This is a genomic window from Brevibacillus sp. BD137, from assembly GCF_041644655.1.
Classification (GTDB): Bacteria; Bacillota; Bacilli; order Brevibacillales; family Brevibacillaceae; genus Brevibacillus; species Brevibacillus brevis_D.
Genome location: NZ_JAOTNO010000001.1, coordinates 461,412 through 476,334, shown reverse-complemented (window position 1 = coordinate 476,334; position 14,923 = coordinate 461,412). Strand labels below are relative to the sequence as shown.

Genomic DNA, 14,923 nt, shown 5'->3' with positions numbered 1-14,923 from the left:
CGCTGATGACCAAACATTTGGAAGACACATTGCACGAAAAAATCGCCCAAGTAGTGCAAGGGGGCGATGCCAAGTATCATGACAAGCTCAAGGAGCAAAACAAGCTATTCGTTCGCGATCGCCTCAAGCTATTGTTCGATGACGAGTTCATGGTTGAGGATGGGTTGTTCGCGAATGTCATGGCAGGCGATCTGCCGGCGGATGGAGTTGTGACCGCAATTGGCAAGGTAAATGGTCAAACTGTCTGCGTGATGGCCAACGATTCAACAGTGAAAGCCGGGTCATGGGGATCGCGGACCGTCGAAAAAATTATTCGGATTCAAGAGACAGCCGAAAAAATGCGTGTTCCACTTCTCTACCTGGTCGATTCAGCAGGAGCGCGTATCACGGACCAATTGGAGATGTTCCCAGGCCGACGGGGGGCTGGGCGAATCTTTTACAACCAAGTGAAGCTATCCGGCAAAATTCCACAAGTGTGCATTTTGTTTGGACCTTCTGCTGCTGGTGGCGCTTATATCCCAGCTTTTTGTGACATTGTCATCATGGTCGACAAAAACGCGAGCATGTACTTGGGCTCTCCGCGTATGGCGGAAATGGTGATCGGAGAAAAAGTGAGCTTGGAAGAGTTGGGCGGTGCACGCATGCATTGCTCCGTCAGCGGATGTGGCGACGTACTAGCAGCCAATGAAGAAGAAGCGATTCAAGCAACGCGTAGCTATCTGCGTTTCTTCCCGGCGAACTATACATTGACGCCACCGACTGCACTGGCAAAAGCCCCTGTGTCAACAGCGAAAGAAATCACAAGCATCGTGCCCGAGAACCAAAATGCAGCTTTCAATATGCATGATGTCATTACAGCATTGGTCGACGAGGATTCGTTCTTTGAGATCAAAAAATTATTTGCTCAAGAGCTGATTACCGGATTGGCACGTCTGGATGGCAAGCCTGTCGGAATCATTGCCAACCAGCCGCGTGTGAAGGGAGGCGTTTTGTTTGTCGATTCGGCTGACAAGGCGGCTCGATTCATCACACTGTGCGATGCGTTCTCCATTCCACTGTTGTTCTTGGCGGATGTTCCTGGCTTTATGATTGGGACAGCCGTAGAGCGGGCAGGTATTATCAGACACGGGGCAAAAATGATCTCCGCCATGGCGGAAGCAACGGTACCGAAAATATCCGTCATTGTACGCAAAGCGTATGGTGCCGGCTTGTATGCAATGGCCAGCTCTGCATTTGAACCAGATGCTTGCCTCGCACTGCCCGGTGCTCAAATCGCCGTGATGGGACCAGAAGCAGCCGTTAATGCCGTCTACAGTAACAAAATACAGGCGATTGAGGACCCGGCAGAGCGTCAAGCGTTTATTCAGGAAAAACGTAGAGAATATCAGGAAGACATCGATCTGTACTTACTGGCATCGAACTTGATTGTAGATGCTGTTGTACCTCCAAGCGAACTGAGACGCGAATTAATCCAACGCTACGAGGTTTACAAAGAAAAGCGTCACGTTTTTTCGGACAGAAAGCATGCAGTTTACCCCGTATAAATCAGGGGTCAGGCTATCGTCAAAGGGCGATAGCCTTATTTTTTTACAAAAAATGTGAAAGGGCCTAGGAATATTTCGATAATTTCGATCTTTTTTTGTGGCAATCAATTGAACAATCCCGAAAACTCTGTTATTCTTGAAAAATAAGCATTGATTAATGTGGGTGAACAAATGCTGCTAGAACCAATGACGTGTCAGGTGGTAGTCGTAGGTGGCGGGTCTGTCGGGCTGCTGTATGCAGCGAGGCTCGCACTTGCTGGACAACCTGTCACGATTGTCACACGCAGTTCACTCCAGGCGAATCAGCTAAATGAACGCGGGCTCAGCTTTCAAAAGCTGAATGGCGAGACAGTCACTGTTTCCGTCACCGCGAGCCCCATTGAAGAAGGCTTGCCTGAAGGGAATCTGTATCTGTTAACTGTAAAGCAGCCAGATTTGCATAGCGTGCTTCCAGCCTTACGAGGGTTAGACCTCAAGGCAAGAGTGATCGCTTTGCAAAATGGCATGGGTCATTACGAATTGCTTCGAACCGTTTTAACGGAGACACAGTGCTTCTTTGCGATTAATACGGAAGGGGCAAGGAGATTGTCGCCTACAGAAGTCGTGCATACCGGTACAGGTACTTTGCGCGTAGGTTCTTGGGAGACGTCTGATTGCAATGATCCACTGATTCACACATTTGTTGAGTGGGCAATATCAACAGGCATGGAGGCTGTCTATGAAAAGGCAATACAGCCCTTCGCTTGGCGCAAGCTCATCGCAAATGCGCTGATCAATCCGTTAACCGCGCTTTTTGAAATCCCAAATGGTGCTCTCCTCGAAAATTCACATACGCAACAGCTCATGCGTGCTTTATTTGTGGAAGCAGCTACAGTGGCTGCGTATGCCGGACAAAAAATCGAGGATGCAGACTTGCAGGAAATTGTCTCCATTTGCCGAAATACTTCCCGTAATCTTTCCTCCATGCTGCAGGATATTAAGAAGCGCAGACCGACGGAAGTGCAGTCTATCAACGGCTATCTCGTCCAAGTAGGACAAAAGGCCGGGATTCCGACACCGCTGCACGAAACCTTGCTTCGCGTTATCCTTCTTAAGTCAGACATGGGAATACGGAAGGAGGGAGGCGACAGTAGATGACCTTTTTGGCGAATGTCTGGGCCTATTTGTGGGGGACGCTGACGGTTGTGCCGTTTCTCGGATTTCCGATCGTTTATTTCATCTTGTATGGAATGACGCGGAACAAGAAATTGGCAGGCCGCTTCGCGATAAATATCACGAATCTTTTGGTGATTCGCTCTGCCGTTTCCACTTACGAACTGATTTGGCCCGAGGCATTTTCCGCTTGGTGGTGGGTATTCTGTTTTTACCTGGTGGTAATCATGCTCCTTGGGTGGGTACAGATGAAGTTGAAGGGGCGGCTCTCCCTCAAAAAGGTAGGATTTTCAGCCTGGCGATTGTCGTTTCTCTGGTTTGGAATCGTCTACATAGTGCTGTTTACGACCGGAATTATCAAAACGATGGGTGTCGTGTAAAGCACTGTTGATACATATCGTATTTATTCCGATAAGAAAGAAGGTTGGAACTATGCGACTTCCCATCGAGACCATCGGTCATAAGATTCGAATGATTCGGAAAGAACGCGGCTTTACCTTGGAAATTATGGCAGGAAAGACAGGGTTGAGCAAAGGTTTGCTGAGCCAAGTAGAGCGTGGAATTTCGCAGCCGTCACTGGATTCGCTGTGGAAAATCACCAAAGCTCTGGAGTCACCCATCATTCATTTTTTCGAAGATATTGATCAAAAGCAGGTGCATGTGACTCGCTTGCAAAAACGCAGACAACTGGTCTTTCCTGAATCGACGGGCACTTATTCGCTACTCTCGATGGGAGGTAGTGCCAAGCTGGGGATGCTGGAAGTGCGACTGATGCCTGGAGAAATGGCTGTTGACAAGTTCGTGCAGTCAGAGGGAGAAGAGTGCTTCACGGTCATCACTGGAAGTGTGACAGCACGCTTCAACGATGAAGAGCATGTATTGGAAGCAGGAGACAGTATTTCATTTGACAGCAGTAAAACGCACGCAATCGAAAATACAGGAGAAACGGAAGCTTTGTTAATCTGGTCCGTCAACCCTCCGCAATTTTAATGCAAGCGCAAACAAGCTTGTATTACACTTTGACAACCCATTAAAGTGGGTTGTCTTGTTTTTTGTGGCTGTGGAGCATGTTATAATTTTGGTTGACCATGGCCCGAAGAAAGGTGAGCTTGCATGAATGTTGAATGTCTCGCGCTTCCATTGGCGAATCCGCTGGCACAGGAGTACCAGCAGCAAAATGCCTCTGCATTACAGTTTTTTACGCATAATCCCTACCGTGAACAGTCCTACCGAGAACGCGTGGAATGGCTTCAAAGTCAATCCTATCCTCACCGGAACCAGCTCGTGGAAGGTTTATATCGTTTTAATAAAGAGATGGGTTCTCACCCTGAAGCACTGAAAAATATCGAGTTGCTCAAACAGCCGGACACCTATGTGGTCATCGGCGGTCAGCAAGCAGGAGTTCTGGGTGGACCACTCTATACGGTCAACAAAGCTGTTCATCTGATCCAGGCAGCGAAGAGGTTGTCTGCCGAGCTTCAGGCGAACGTCATTCCGGTGTTCTGGATTGCTGGCGAAGACCATGACATCGATGAGATCGATCATGTGTACTGGGGAGCGGACGATGGAAAGCGCCTGCATAAAGAGCGACTGGCTCTGAACAAAAAGGGCCGCCAATCGGCAAGTGCGCTACCCTTGGACCCTGAGCTGTGTACGCAGTTTCTGGAGAGATTTTTCCAGGGACAAACAGAGACTGCCGAAACCAAACAGATTCGTGAGTTGCTGACGCAGACCGCGGCAGATTCGCGCACAGTCGCAGAGTGGTTTGCCCGCTTGATGGCAAAATTGTTTGGCAAGCACGGTCTCGTTCTGGTTGAATCCTCGTTGCCGTTTGTTCGTGAACTGCAGCAACCCATTTTTTCACAGATCATTGAAAACAATGAGCAACTGACGAAGGTGTTGTTGAGGGCAGCGGATCGGATTTCAACTGCTGGCTATCCGCTTCAATTGCAAGTGGAAGAGCATCAGGCCAATCTGTTCGTCTATGAGGGCGATGATCGATTGCTGCTGGAACGTCACGGAGAGCGCTTCATCAATCGGAGACGTGCTTACAGTCGCGATGAATTGCTCAAGCAGGTCGCAGATTCCCCGGAGCGTTTTAGTACAAATGTTGTAACCCGTGGGTTGATGCAGGAGCATCTGTTTCCTACGCTTGCCTTCATTGGAGGTCCGGGCGAGATTTCTTATTGGGCGTTTTATCGGGAGGTATTCGAGCTATTCGGGATGCAGATGCCGATCGTATTGCCTCGTATGTCCATTACCCTTGTGGAAGGTGCTCAACTGAGACTGCTGGATAGCTTGGGGCTTTCTGTTGAACGAGTCTTGACTGATTTCGCCGCTTGGAAAACCGAGTGGTCCAAAAACCAGGCGCCACATCCACTGGAGCAGCAATTCGCTTCGGCACGGGAGTCGATGATGTCGATCTATCGTCCGTTGGTAGAGGAAGTCGTTTCTCTGGATGGCGGATTGCGTGGTCTGGCTGAGAAAAATAGTAAGCTGCTGTTAGAGCAAGTCTCCTTTTTGGAAGAGCGTCTGATTCGTTCGCTACAGCAAAAGGATGACGTAGAGCACGTACGCGTCCAACGAATTGAGACCGCTTTGTTGCCCGAAGGTGGACTGCAAGAAAGAAAGCATTCGTTTTTCCCGTTTGCAAATAAGTATGGTCTTGGTTTGATTGACCGATTAGTAGATGCGCCATTCGCGCATGATGGTACTCATCAACTTTATTACCTGTAAATTGCAGCGCAAAATAGTCGGATCGTCCTAGAAGTGGACCCGACTATTTTTTTGTTGTTTAAGAAGATGGAAAACTTTTCTTCCAATTATGCCGAAACTTTTCCGACAAATTCTGCGTATTAGTAGTAATGGATTGTTTTTGGGGAAAGGTGGTACTCGGGATGCAGATTACATTACAACAAATCGGGAAAAAAGCCACTCTACTAGTTGTTAGCTTGTCGGTTTTATTGACGGGCATAGCAACCGTAGGAATGAAAAAGGCCGACGCAAGGGAAGAATACGTGGCCAATTCCCCTGCATTTATCGACACAAATGGACATTGGGCGGCAAAGGAAATAGGGATTGCTACCAAAAAAGGATTGATCAAAGGTTTTCCCGACGGAACCTTTAAGCCAGAGCAAACGGTGACGCAAGAACAGTTTTTATCCCTGATTGAACGCGTCATACCTTCCTTCACAGGCCATGAGCCTGAAAGCTATATCAAAGAGACCTACTTGCAGGCTGCTGCGGGACGTTGGTCGGAAAAAACCTATCACCATTTAGCTTCAGCGGGTATTATGCCATCCGGGAAACCGACGGAAAGCATGACACGGTTGGAAGCGGCAAGAACCTTGCTGGCAGCCATCGGGCATCAATCAGAAGGGGAAAAATATCGGGGAACGACTGCGAAGTTTTTCACGGATATTTCGGTCGAAAATGAAACACAGGTGATGACGGTCTACCCTGCCTACAAAATGGGGATTTTGGCTGGCTTTCCAGATGGAAGCTTCCGTCCTGATGACAAAATTAACAGAGCACAGGCAGTCGTCCTGTTAAATCGTTTGGAAACAAAAATCGATGAGCTGTACCCTGGCAACGTATCGGAGAGCGAGAAAAAGGCAATGACACAAGCAGTCTCGTCATTTGTAGGTGACGTGATGGATAAGCAAAAGATTCGTCGCTATGATGACTTGGTCGCTTATGTAAAGAAAAACAATCTCGCTGTGAGCGAATCATTTTTACGCGAGCATTTTTCGTTTATGCAGTATGAAGTGTATGATTATGTCCGGTTTCCGCAGTTTAATGAGCTGATGTACTTTGCCAAAATCGGAATGAATAAATATAGAATGACGATTCAATATTACGCAGGAGATTTGGGCGGAAGTGTTGATCGCACGTTTTACCTCACCTCCAGTGATGGCAAAACGTTTCGGCTGATTGGAAAAGATGAATAAGAAAAGAAGGCTGGGACAGGGACTGACCCCAGCCTTTTTTATTTCAGGTATGACGTTTTTGGCAGATAAAAAGAACGAGTGCAATCACAAGCGGATAGAGAGCGGACCACCCCAAAAAAGGATAGAGTCCTACTGTACAGACGAGAGAAGTCCAGGAAGCGATTCTGCCTACGCGACTATTGTGCAAGAGCCGGACTCCAGCTAGACATCCGCCGATGTAAGTCGCAAAAAAGGTAGCATTGGGCAGCTCGATGAGTCTCGACAAGTCGATCACGTCGAAATAGAGTACGCCAAGAACGACGACAAAACAAAGGGAGAGAAACAGAAGTCCGCCGGTTGGTGTCCGGTATTTGGCGTGGAGAGTGCCAAACCAGCGAGGAGCGATCTTTTCTTGGGCCAACGAATAAGCGATACGCGACGCAGCTCCAATGTAAGCGTTGGCTGTAGCGATACAAATGAACAAGGCGGTTACAGCTACAATCCACCCGCCGATCGGCCCTAAGGAGAGTTGAACCATGACACTGAGCGAGGCAGCCGAGATACCACCTCCGTAGCTATGCGTAGCCACAGTCATAAAGGCTACGGCAAAATACAAGAGAGCGACGATTCCCGCACTCCACAAAACACCGCGAATCGCGTTTTTTGCAGGATCAACGAATTCCTCTGAGAGATGCGTCACGGCTTCCCACCCAATGAAGCACCAGAACATCAGACCTGCTGCTTGCACGACACTCAGCCAACCGTTTGGCAAAAAAGGGGTAAAGTGAGTGACTGAGGCATGCGGAATGCTGGCGACAACGGCCAAAATCAAAATCGTGATAATCAGCGAGACAACAACGGTTTGGACACGTGCAGCTACATGCAAGCCTACAACATTCATCATAAGGACAGCGAGAAGAAGCAGACCAGCCGCCACATATACTTGCGACTCACTCCAGTTCAGCAGGATGGCAATGTAGTTGGCCCCTGTCACACTTAGAATCGGTGCGCCAATCGGGACAGATAAGAGAAAGAACCAGCCAACCATGTTTCCGAATCGATCTCCGTACGCTGTCCGTACAAATGTAGAGACTCCGCCTGAGCTCGGATAACGAGCAGATAACAGCCCCATCGTAATGGCCATGGGCAGGACGAGAATAGACATGACGAGCCAAGCTAAAATGGAAGCAGGACCAGCCTTCTCAGCTGCGAGTCCAGGGATGAGCAATACGCCGGAACCGATCACCGCCCCGATGTATAAGGCGACGATCTGCGGGAGTCGCAGTGTTTTAGCTAGACCGGGGGCTTGCGTGGATAATTTCCCCATAGGTTGATCCCTCACTTTTTACTTACCTTGTCGTTGATAACTGAAGTGTAGCATAGACATAATTATCGGAGTTATCTATAATATTAGATGATTCAAATCGATTTTTTCGATGAAATGAGGGGGGAATCTGGACACTCGTTATTTGCAAACCTTCCGTGAAGTAGCAAAATGCCAAAGCTTTACTCGTGCAGCAGAAGTGTTGGGTTACGCGCAGTCGAGTGTGACGACCCAAATTCAAAATCTGGAGTCGGAGTTCGGTGTCAGTCTATTCGAGCGTTGGGGCAAAAAGATCAGGCTTACCCATGCAGGCGAAGTGCTTCTCGGCTACAGCGAACAGCTACAAGCCGTATTAGATGAGGCAAAAGCGAATCTGTCAGAGCAAGCGCAACTGGCAGGAACGTTGCGTATCGGAACAGTGGAGTCATTGGCAGCCTTTTATTTACCCCCTTATTTGCAAAAATTCCGCTTGGAGCAGCCGCGTATGCGGATCATGCTTGCACCGGGCATCTGCCAAGACTTGAGGCAGGGAGTAAAGGAAGGGAAGTTCGATTTCGCTTTTGTGCTCGATTGGCTACAAGATCAATCTGAGCTGGCAAATGTCGTTTTAGGTGAGGAAAAACTAGGTGTTGTTGCTGCCCCTACCCATCCGCTTGTGAAAAAAGAGAAGGTAGAAACCCATGATTTTACCGGAGAAACCTGGATTTTTACAGAAAAGGGATGCAGTTACCGCGGGATGATGGAATCGGTGTTACGTGAAGCCGGCGCCACCGTGGAATCTTCTTTTGAATTTGGCAGTCTGGAAGCGATTAAACAATGCGTTGCCTATGATTTAGGAATTGCGTTACTTCCGAAAATTGTCGTACAAGAAGAAGTAAAAAATGGTACACTAGTAATACTCTCGTTTTCCCATCCGGATATCCGTGTTTTCCGACAGTTGGTCTACCATAAAAAGAAATGGATGCCGCAGGCTTTGTTACGCTTTTTGGAGCTACTTACGGTAGAAAACCGCGGAGCGTAAACTGCCTCTAATAGGAAAATAATTGGAAAAACTGATGATGGTCGAACTTGCGTATGATATGATAGACAAGGTTGCTTTATGAGATAAAAGGAGGTCCATCCGTACATGAACACAGTATCTGAAAGCATCGTAAAAGATATGGCGTTGGCGCACAACGGCCATCTGAAAATTGATTGGGTAAAAGAACACATGCCTGTCTTAAACCGCATTCGTGAGCGCTTTGAAAAAGAGCAGCCGTTTGCAGGCCTGAAAGTTGCGATCTCCTTGCACTTGGAAGCAAAAACAGCTTATCTGGCAAAAGTAGTTCAAGCTGGTGGGGCTGAAGTAACCATTACTGGTTCCAACCCGCTGTCCACACAAGATGATATTTGTGCAGCATTGGTGGAAGACGGTATTCGCGTATTTGCGAAATACAATCCAGATCCTGCTGAATACAAAGAGCATCTGATCAAAACGCTGGAAACTCGTCCTGATCTGATCATTGATGACGGTGGCGACCTGATCACGATTTTGCACAGCGAGCGCCGTGATCTGCTGTCTCAAGTGCGCGGTGGTGCGGAAGAAACGACAACAGGTATTTTGCGCCTGAAAGCGTTGGAGAAAGAAGGCAAGCTGGAGTTCCCAATGGTTGCCGTAAACGATGCATTCTGCAAATACTTGTTCGACAACCGCTATGGTACGGGTCAATCCGTATGGGATGGTATCAACCGTACAACAAACCTCGTAGTTGCTGGTAAAACAGTTGTGGTAGCAGGCTATGGCTGGTGCGGTAAAGGTGTAGCAATGCGTGCAAAAGGTTTGGGCGCAAAAGTAATCGTAACCGAAATCGACCCAATCAAAGCGGTAGAAGCTTACATGGATGGATTTGAAGTAATGCCAATGCTCGAAGCTGCGAAGCATGGTGACTACTTCGTAACAGTGACAGGTAACCGCGATATCATCAGCAAAGAGCATTTTGCTGTGATGAAAGATGGCGCAATCTTGTCCAACGCAGGTCACTTCGATGTCGAAGTAAACAAGGTTGACCTGAATGCCATGTCGACTTCTTCCCGTATTGTGCGTAAAGATATTGAAGAATTTGTCTTGAATGATGGTCGAAAAGTGTATCTGCTCGCAGAAGGCCGCCTCGTGAACCTGGCTGCTGGCGACGGACATCCGGCTGAAATCATGGATATGACCTTTGCTTTGCAAGCGGTATCCTTGGCTTATGTCAATGAACAGTACAAAAACATTGGCAAAAAGGTGCTGAACGTACCATTCGAGTTGGATCAAATGGTGGCTCAGTACAAGCTGGAAGCTCTGAACATCGGAATCGACAAATTGACAGATGCGCAAAAATCCTACCTGGAAAGCTGGGTCGAATAGTTCCTCGAATCCCGTCTTTTCCCGGCAAAAAAATATGCGAAAAAATCCTGCATACAAACGCAGGATTTTTTTTTATAATAACAAATAGGTACTAGGTGGGGAAAAGTGGGGGAAAGTGGAGCCAACCGACAGGAAAGTGGGGGACTAGGGCGTGTTCATGGGGGAATATCAGCACAGCATCGACGAAAAAGGCCGCCTGACGATCCCAGCCAAATTCCGTGAAGGGCTCGGTACTTCCTTTGTTATTACCCGCGGCCTGGACCAATGTTTGTTTGCTTATCCGCAAGATGAGTGGAAACAACTAGAGGAAAGACTTAAGTCTCTCCCATTTACAAAAGCAGATGCTCGCGCATTTACACGATTTTTCTTTTCAGGTGCCACCGAATGCGAGTGGGACAAGCAGGGAAGGGTAAACATACCCCCCAATTTACGTGAGCATGCAGGCATGCAAAAAGAATGTGTGATCATCGGGGTATCAAACCGTGTAGAGGTATGGAGCAAGGAACGCTGGGAAGATTATTTTGCCCAGTCAGAAGGCTCTTTTGGAGAAATTGCCGAAAAACTGGTTGATTTTAATTTGTAGCAGCGAGAAGAACAGGAGTGACGACATTGTCGTTTCATCACGTAACCGTTTTGATGGATGAGGCTGTCCAAGGGCTAAATATTCGTCCTGGGGGCATTTATGTAGACTGTACACTCGGCGGAGCTGGGCATAGCAGTTTGATTGCTTCCAAGCTGACGGAGGGCGGTCGACTTATCGCCATCGATCAGGACGACTGGGCACTGGATAATGCCCGCGAAAGACTCGCTTCCTATATGGACAGAGTCACGCTGGTAAAGAGCAACTTCCGCCATATCAAAGACATTGTGAGAGATTTAGGCTTGGCTGGTGTAGACGGGGTGTTATTTGACCTCGGGGTATCCTCTCCACAATTGGACGAGGGAGAGCGCGGCTTCAGCTACAATGCTGATGCGCCCTTGGATATGAGAATGGACCAGCAAGCGCCATTGTCCGCCTATGACATTATCAATGAGTGGGATGAAGAAGAGATTGCCAAGATCATTTGGCTCTATGGTGAAGAGAAATTTTCCCGCCGAATTGCCCGGCAAATCGTTCAACAAAGGAAGAAGCAGCCGATCCAAACAACAGGTGAACTCGTTGAGTTGATTAAGGAAGGAATTCCTGCCGCTGCGCGCCGTACCGGACCCCATCCGGCGAAGCGTACCTTTCAGGCAATTCGGATCGCTGTCAATGATGAATTGGATGCATTCAAAGAGGCCGTCGTCGATGCAATTGAGGTTTTGAATCCAGAAGGTCGCGTAAGTGTCATTACGTTTCATTCCTTAGAGGACAGAATCTGCAAGCAAATTTATCAAGACTTTTCAAAAGGGTGCACGTGCCCGCCAGCCTTTCCGATTTGTACATGCGGAAATAAAGCGGTAGTAAAAGTCATTACAAGAAAGCCGATTTTGCCATCAGAAGAAGAATTAGAAGCAAACAAACGTGCACGATCAGCTAAACTACGGGTAGCGGAGAAGCTGTAGACCGGGATCGACGAGAAAGGGGAGGGAGAAGCGATGAGTTATTACTACCGAGGGAATTTAGCTATGGAGCTGGAACAACAATCCCGCTCTGTAACGAAAACAACAAAGCGCACGGTCCGAATCAAGCCAACGATTCCGACCGGAGAAAAATTGCTGTATCTCTTATTTATCTCGTTAACCGTCGTCGGCTTGGGTCTAGTGGGTGTCCGCTACTCGCAAATTTCCCAGTTGAATTACGAAATCCAGACCACCAAACATGAAAACCGTGTGACGGCCGAAAAAAATGCAACGTTGAAATTGCAAATTGAACAAATGACCAACCGGGATCGCCTGCAAAAAGAAGCAGAGAAGCAGGGGATGGTATACAATCCAGCAGCTGTACATACGATCGGGAACCCAGAAGTACAGGCGAGTCTGCCAAAACCACAACCCAAAAAACCTTAAATGTTACTGCGCCTTATGTGCGGTAACATTTTTTCTTAGCTGGGCCAGTTAGCTTAGGGAGCGGGCGATCTTTGATGCGATGGAGATGAACGGAGATGGAATGGAAGCGAAAAGTAAATTGGCGAATTCTTATGGTAGCCTTATGTACGATTTTGATTTTTTCGACGTTGAGCTTTCGAATCTACTGGCTTCAGACCGTCAAAGCTACCAAAATCATGGGGATGGCTCAAGTACAGTGGGACAGGGAGCAAGTCTTGAAGCCCAAGCGCGGGGCGATCTATGATCGAAACGGCGAGATTTTGGCTTATAACGGGAAGGCGTACACGGTAAACGCAAAACTGAAGCCGAGCAATGATAAAGACGAAGATTTTGTGAAAGATCCTTACTACACAGCGAATATGCTGGCTCCTATTTTGAATGCGCCTGTTCCGGAATTGGTGAAGAATTTGACCAAGCCGAACAATGTCGTGGAATTGGGACGCTACGGCCTAAAGATCAGTGAAGAGCAAAGGAACCGAATTCTAAATTTGCAATTTCCGACACTGCCAAGTGGTGAGAAGCTCAAAAAGAATCAGCTCCCAGGAATCTATTTGACTGAAACGACTCGCCGGGTTTATCCGAATAACGCCTTCGCTTCCCATGTGATCGGTTATCTTGATTTGTATGATGAACCGAAAATGGGGATCGAGCTGCAATTTAACGACAAATTGGCTGGCAAAAAGGGACATATTGCCTACCAAAAGGATCGCGCAGGCTATCAGCTGCCGGACGGAGAAGGAGAGTACACTCCGGCAATAGACGGCGTAGATGTATATCTTACCATTGATCGCCAGATACAGGATTATGTAGAACAAGCCCTTGATAAGGTGGAACAGCAGTACAAGCCGCAGGGCATGACGGTCGTTGTAGCCGACCCGCAAACGGGCGAGGTATTGGCGATGGGCAACCGCTCTACGTTTAATCCGAATACGTACTACAACGGGATTGAAAACTACAACAACCATGCGGTCACCACGATGTTTGAGCCGGGCTCAACGTTTAAGATTATTACGCTGGCGGCAGCGATTGAAGAAAAAATGTTTAATCAGAATGAAACCTATCAATCAGGTGCTTACACTATCAAGGGGCAGATTCCGATCCGTGACCACAACAATGGTCTCGGTTGGGGAACCATCAGCTTTTTAGAAGGGGTTCAGCGATCGAGTAACGTATTGTTCGTTAAGTTGGGTTATGAACGGTTGAAGTTGGAGGGTCTAAAGAAATACTTCAAAAAATTCGGGATGGGTCAAACAACTGGAATTGAGCTTCCTTACGAAAAAGCAGGAAATTTGATCAACTTGGAAAAACCTAAGTCACCGCGTGACTGGGCTGCAACAACGTATGGTCAAGCAGCGACGGTTACGGCGATCCAGCAGGTTGCCGCTGTGGGAGCGATCGCGAATGGAGGAGAGCTTCTAAAACCTCATATCTTAAAAGAAATGCGTGATCCTCACACAGGGGCCGTTGTCGAACGCACGCAACGTGAGGTTGTGGATCGGGTCGTAAGCGAAGCGACTGCAAAACAGACACGCGACATTTTGGGTAAGGTTGTCTCAGAAAAACCTGGAACTGGTACACTATATCAGATCGAAGGGTATCAAGTCGCAGGAAAGACAGGAACTGCACAAAAATATAATCCTAACAATGGGAAAATTTTGGAAGGTCGTTACGTGGTTTCCTTCATCGGTTTTGCGCCAAAAGACAATCCGAAGCTGTTGGTTTATGTTGTCATTGACGATCCGAAAACAGATGCATGGTATGCATTGTGGGGCCAAATGATGCTTGCGCCGATGTTTACAACGATCATGGAGCGCAGCCTGCAATATTTGCAGCAGCAGCCTGATCTGTCGGTAGTTAAGAATATTGAAAAACAGACGCCGAAAAAAGAAGTACAGGCAGCGCTGGCATCCTCGCCAGCTACACAGAAGACATTGCCTAAGTTTGAAGAGATGTCCACGACAGCCGCACAATTGCGGGCGAAGCAGGACAATTTGACGGTCACGGTAGCCGGAACAGGTACGAAAATCGTCAAACAATATCCCGAAGCTTATAATCAGGTCGTTCCAGGTGAACAGATCATCCTTGTAACGGACAGGGTAAACGGAACGAAGATGCCTGACTTCAAAGGAAAATCATTGCGGGACGTTATGGAGTTCACCTCTTTGATCAATCTCGCAGTGAAATCGACTGGAACTGGCTTCGTCACCCAACAAAGTATTCCTCCGGGAACGGTGCTCAAGGGTACAGAGCTGCTTCAGGTGACGCTGCAATCTGTGTCGGAACCACCTGTACCGGCAACACCTCCTTCTAGTCAGGAGGGCAGCACAGTGCCTGCTACAACAACGCCGAACAATACAGGAACGAATCCTCCTTCAAATCCAACAGGAGGAAATAATCCGGCTCCACCATCTTCCGGTCAGCAAACCGGGCAAGGTGAAGCAGTACAGCCGCCAGCTTCTGGACAGGCACCACCTCCTGACAAACCAGGAGACCAATCAACGCAAACACCGACAACTCCATAGTTCTAACTAGTCCCCCCTGCGAATAAGGTTAAGAAGAG

Annotated in this window: 13 protein-coding genes; 12 read left to right on the top strand and 1 reads right to left on the bottom strand. The window is 48.0% G+C overall.

Annotated features, from left to right (window positions below; translation table 11 throughout):
• The first annotated feature begins 5 nt into the window (after window positions 1–5).
• The 6 genes from ODZ53_RS02535 to ODZ53_RS02510 all read left to right on the top strand — a co-directional run bounded on the left by ODZ53_RS02535 (window position 6) and on the right by ODZ53_RS02510 (window position 6,646).
• Window positions 6–1,544 (top strand): acyl-CoA carboxylase subunit beta, encoded by a 1,539-nt coding sequence (locus ODZ53_RS02535; protein WP_372675797.1) that lies wholly within the window; start codon window positions 6–8, stop codon window positions 1,542–1,544.
• Between the two features lie 171 nt (window positions 1,545–1,715).
• Window positions 1,716–2,681 carry a ketopantoate reductase family protein gene (locus ODZ53_RS02530; RefSeq protein ID WP_372675796.1) on the top strand — a complete coding sequence of 322 codons (966 nt, stop codon included), beginning with the start codon at window positions 1,716–1,718 and terminating at the stop codon, window positions 2,679–2,681.
• A complete protein-coding gene (locus ODZ53_RS02525; RefSeq protein WP_087348042.1) occupies window positions 2,678–3,076 on the top strand; it encodes a DUF3397 domain-containing protein in 399 nt (132 codons plus the stop codon). Before ODZ53_RS02530 ends, ODZ53_RS02525 begins: the two co-directional genes overlap by 4 nt.
• 52 nt (window positions 3,077–3,128) lie before the next feature.
• Window positions 3,129–3,686, top strand: a complete 558-nt coding sequence (locus tag ODZ53_RS02520) for a helix-turn-helix domain-containing protein (protein WP_016740713.1) — start codon at window positions 3,129–3,131, stop codon at window positions 3,684–3,686.
• 123 nt (window positions 3,687–3,809) lie between these two features.
• Window positions 3,810–5,432, top strand: coding sequence for a bacillithiol biosynthesis cysteine-adding enzyme BshC (gene bshC, locus ODZ53_RS02515; RefSeq protein WP_372675795.1), 1,623 nt, complete (start codon window positions 3,810–3,812; stop codon window positions 5,430–5,432).
• Window positions 5,433–5,593: 161 nt separating this feature from the next.
• Window positions 5,594–6,646, top strand: a complete 1,053-nt coding sequence (locus tag ODZ53_RS02510; protein WP_372675794.1) for an S-layer homology domain-containing protein — start codon at window positions 5,594–5,596, stop codon at window positions 6,644–6,646.
• Between the two features lie 43 nt (window positions 6,647–6,689).
• Here the strand turns inward: ODZ53_RS02510 and ODZ53_RS02505 are convergent, their stop codons facing one another.
• Window positions 6,690–7,952 carry an APC family permease gene (locus ODZ53_RS02505; protein WP_188068849.1) on the bottom strand — a complete coding sequence of 421 codons (1,263 nt, stop codon included), beginning with the start codon at window positions 7,950–7,952 and terminating at the stop codon, window positions 6,690–6,692.
• Window positions 7,953–8,079: 127 nt separating this feature from the next.
• Here ODZ53_RS02505 and ODZ53_RS02500 point away from each other — a divergent pair, with 127 nt between their 5' ends.
• The 6 genes from ODZ53_RS02500 to ODZ53_RS02475 all read left to right on the top strand — a co-directional run bounded on the left by ODZ53_RS02500 (window position 8,080) and on the right by ODZ53_RS02475 (window position 14,885).
• Window positions 8,080–8,970, top strand: coding sequence for a LysR family transcriptional regulator (locus tag ODZ53_RS02500; RefSeq protein WP_372675979.1), 891 nt, complete (start codon window positions 8,080–8,082; stop codon window positions 8,968–8,970).
• A gap of 105 nt (window positions 8,971–9,075) precedes the next feature.
• The gene (locus tag ODZ53_RS02495) at window positions 9,076–10,335 is read left to right on the top strand and encodes an adenosylhomocysteinase (protein ID WP_087348034.1); all 1,260 of its coding nucleotides are present in this window, start codon (window positions 9,076–9,078) and stop codon (window positions 10,333–10,335) included.
• A gap of 151 nt (window positions 10,336–10,486) precedes the next feature.
• Window positions 10,487–10,918, top strand: a complete 432-nt coding sequence (gene mraZ / locus ODZ53_RS02490) for a division/cell wall cluster transcriptional repressor MraZ (RefSeq protein ID WP_007717680.1) — start codon at window positions 10,487–10,489, stop codon at window positions 10,916–10,918.
• A 17-nt stretch (window positions 10,919–10,935) separates the two neighbouring features.
• Window positions 10,936–11,880 (top strand): 16S rRNA (cytosine(1402)-N(4))-methyltransferase RsmH, encoded by a 945-nt coding sequence (rsmH, locus tag ODZ53_RS02485; protein ID WP_087348032.1) that lies wholly within the window; start codon window positions 10,936–10,938, stop codon window positions 11,878–11,880.
• 33 nt (window positions 11,881–11,913) lie between these two features.
• The gene (gene ftsL / locus ODZ53_RS02480) at window positions 11,914–12,324 is read left to right on the top strand and encodes a cell division protein FtsL (RefSeq protein ID WP_173605306.1); all 411 of its coding nucleotides are present in this window, start codon (window positions 11,914–11,916) and stop codon (window positions 12,322–12,324) included.
• A 95-nt stretch (window positions 12,325–12,419) separates the two neighbouring features.
• Window positions 12,420–14,885, top strand: a complete 2,466-nt coding sequence (locus ODZ53_RS02475) for a penicillin-binding transpeptidase domain-containing protein (RefSeq protein ID WP_372675793.1) — start codon at window positions 12,420–12,422, stop codon at window positions 14,883–14,885.
• The last annotated feature ends 38 nt before the right edge of the window (window positions 14,886–14,923 follow it).

What these genes read in the sequence shown, in the direction of transcription:
- ftsL (WP_173605306.1), top strand. Translation starts at nt 11,914, where the DNA reads ATGAGTTATTACTACCGAGGGAATTTAGCTATGGAGCTGGAACAACAA.
- ODZ53_RS02505 (WP_188068849.1), bottom strand. Translation starts at nt 7,952, where the DNA reads ATGGGGAAATTATCCACGCAAGCCCCCGGTCTAGCTAAAACACTGCGA.
- bshC (WP_372675795.1), top strand. Translation starts at nt 3,810, where the DNA reads ATGAATGTTGAATGTCTCGCGCTTCCATTGGCGAATCCGCTGGCACAG.
- ODZ53_RS02530 (WP_372675796.1), top strand. Translation starts at nt 1,716, where the DNA reads ATGCTGCTAGAACCAATGACGTGTCAGGTGGTAGTCGTAGGTGGCGGG.
- ODZ53_RS02510 (WP_372675794.1), top strand. Translation starts at nt 5,594, where the DNA reads ATGCAGATTACATTACAACAAATCGGGAAAAAAGCCACTCTACTAGTT.
- ODZ53_RS02525 (WP_087348042.1), top strand. Translation starts at nt 2,678, where the DNA reads ATGACCTTTTTGGCGAATGTCTGGGCCTATTTGTGGGGGACGCTGACG.
- ODZ53_RS02520 (WP_016740713.1), top strand. Translation starts at nt 3,129, where the DNA reads ATGCGACTTCCCATCGAGACCATCGGTCATAAGATTCGAATGATTCGG.
- ODZ53_RS02475 (WP_372675793.1), top strand. Translation starts at nt 12,420, where the DNA reads ATGGAATGGAAGCGAAAAGTAAATTGGCGAATTCTTATGGTAGCCTTA.
- ODZ53_RS02535 (WP_372675797.1), top strand. Translation starts at nt 6, where the DNA reads ATGACCAAACATTTGGAAGACACATTGCACGAAAAAATCGCCCAAGTA.
- ODZ53_RS02495 (WP_087348034.1), top strand. Translation starts at nt 9,076, where the DNA reads ATGAACACAGTATCTGAAAGCATCGTAAAAGATATGGCGTTGGCGCAC.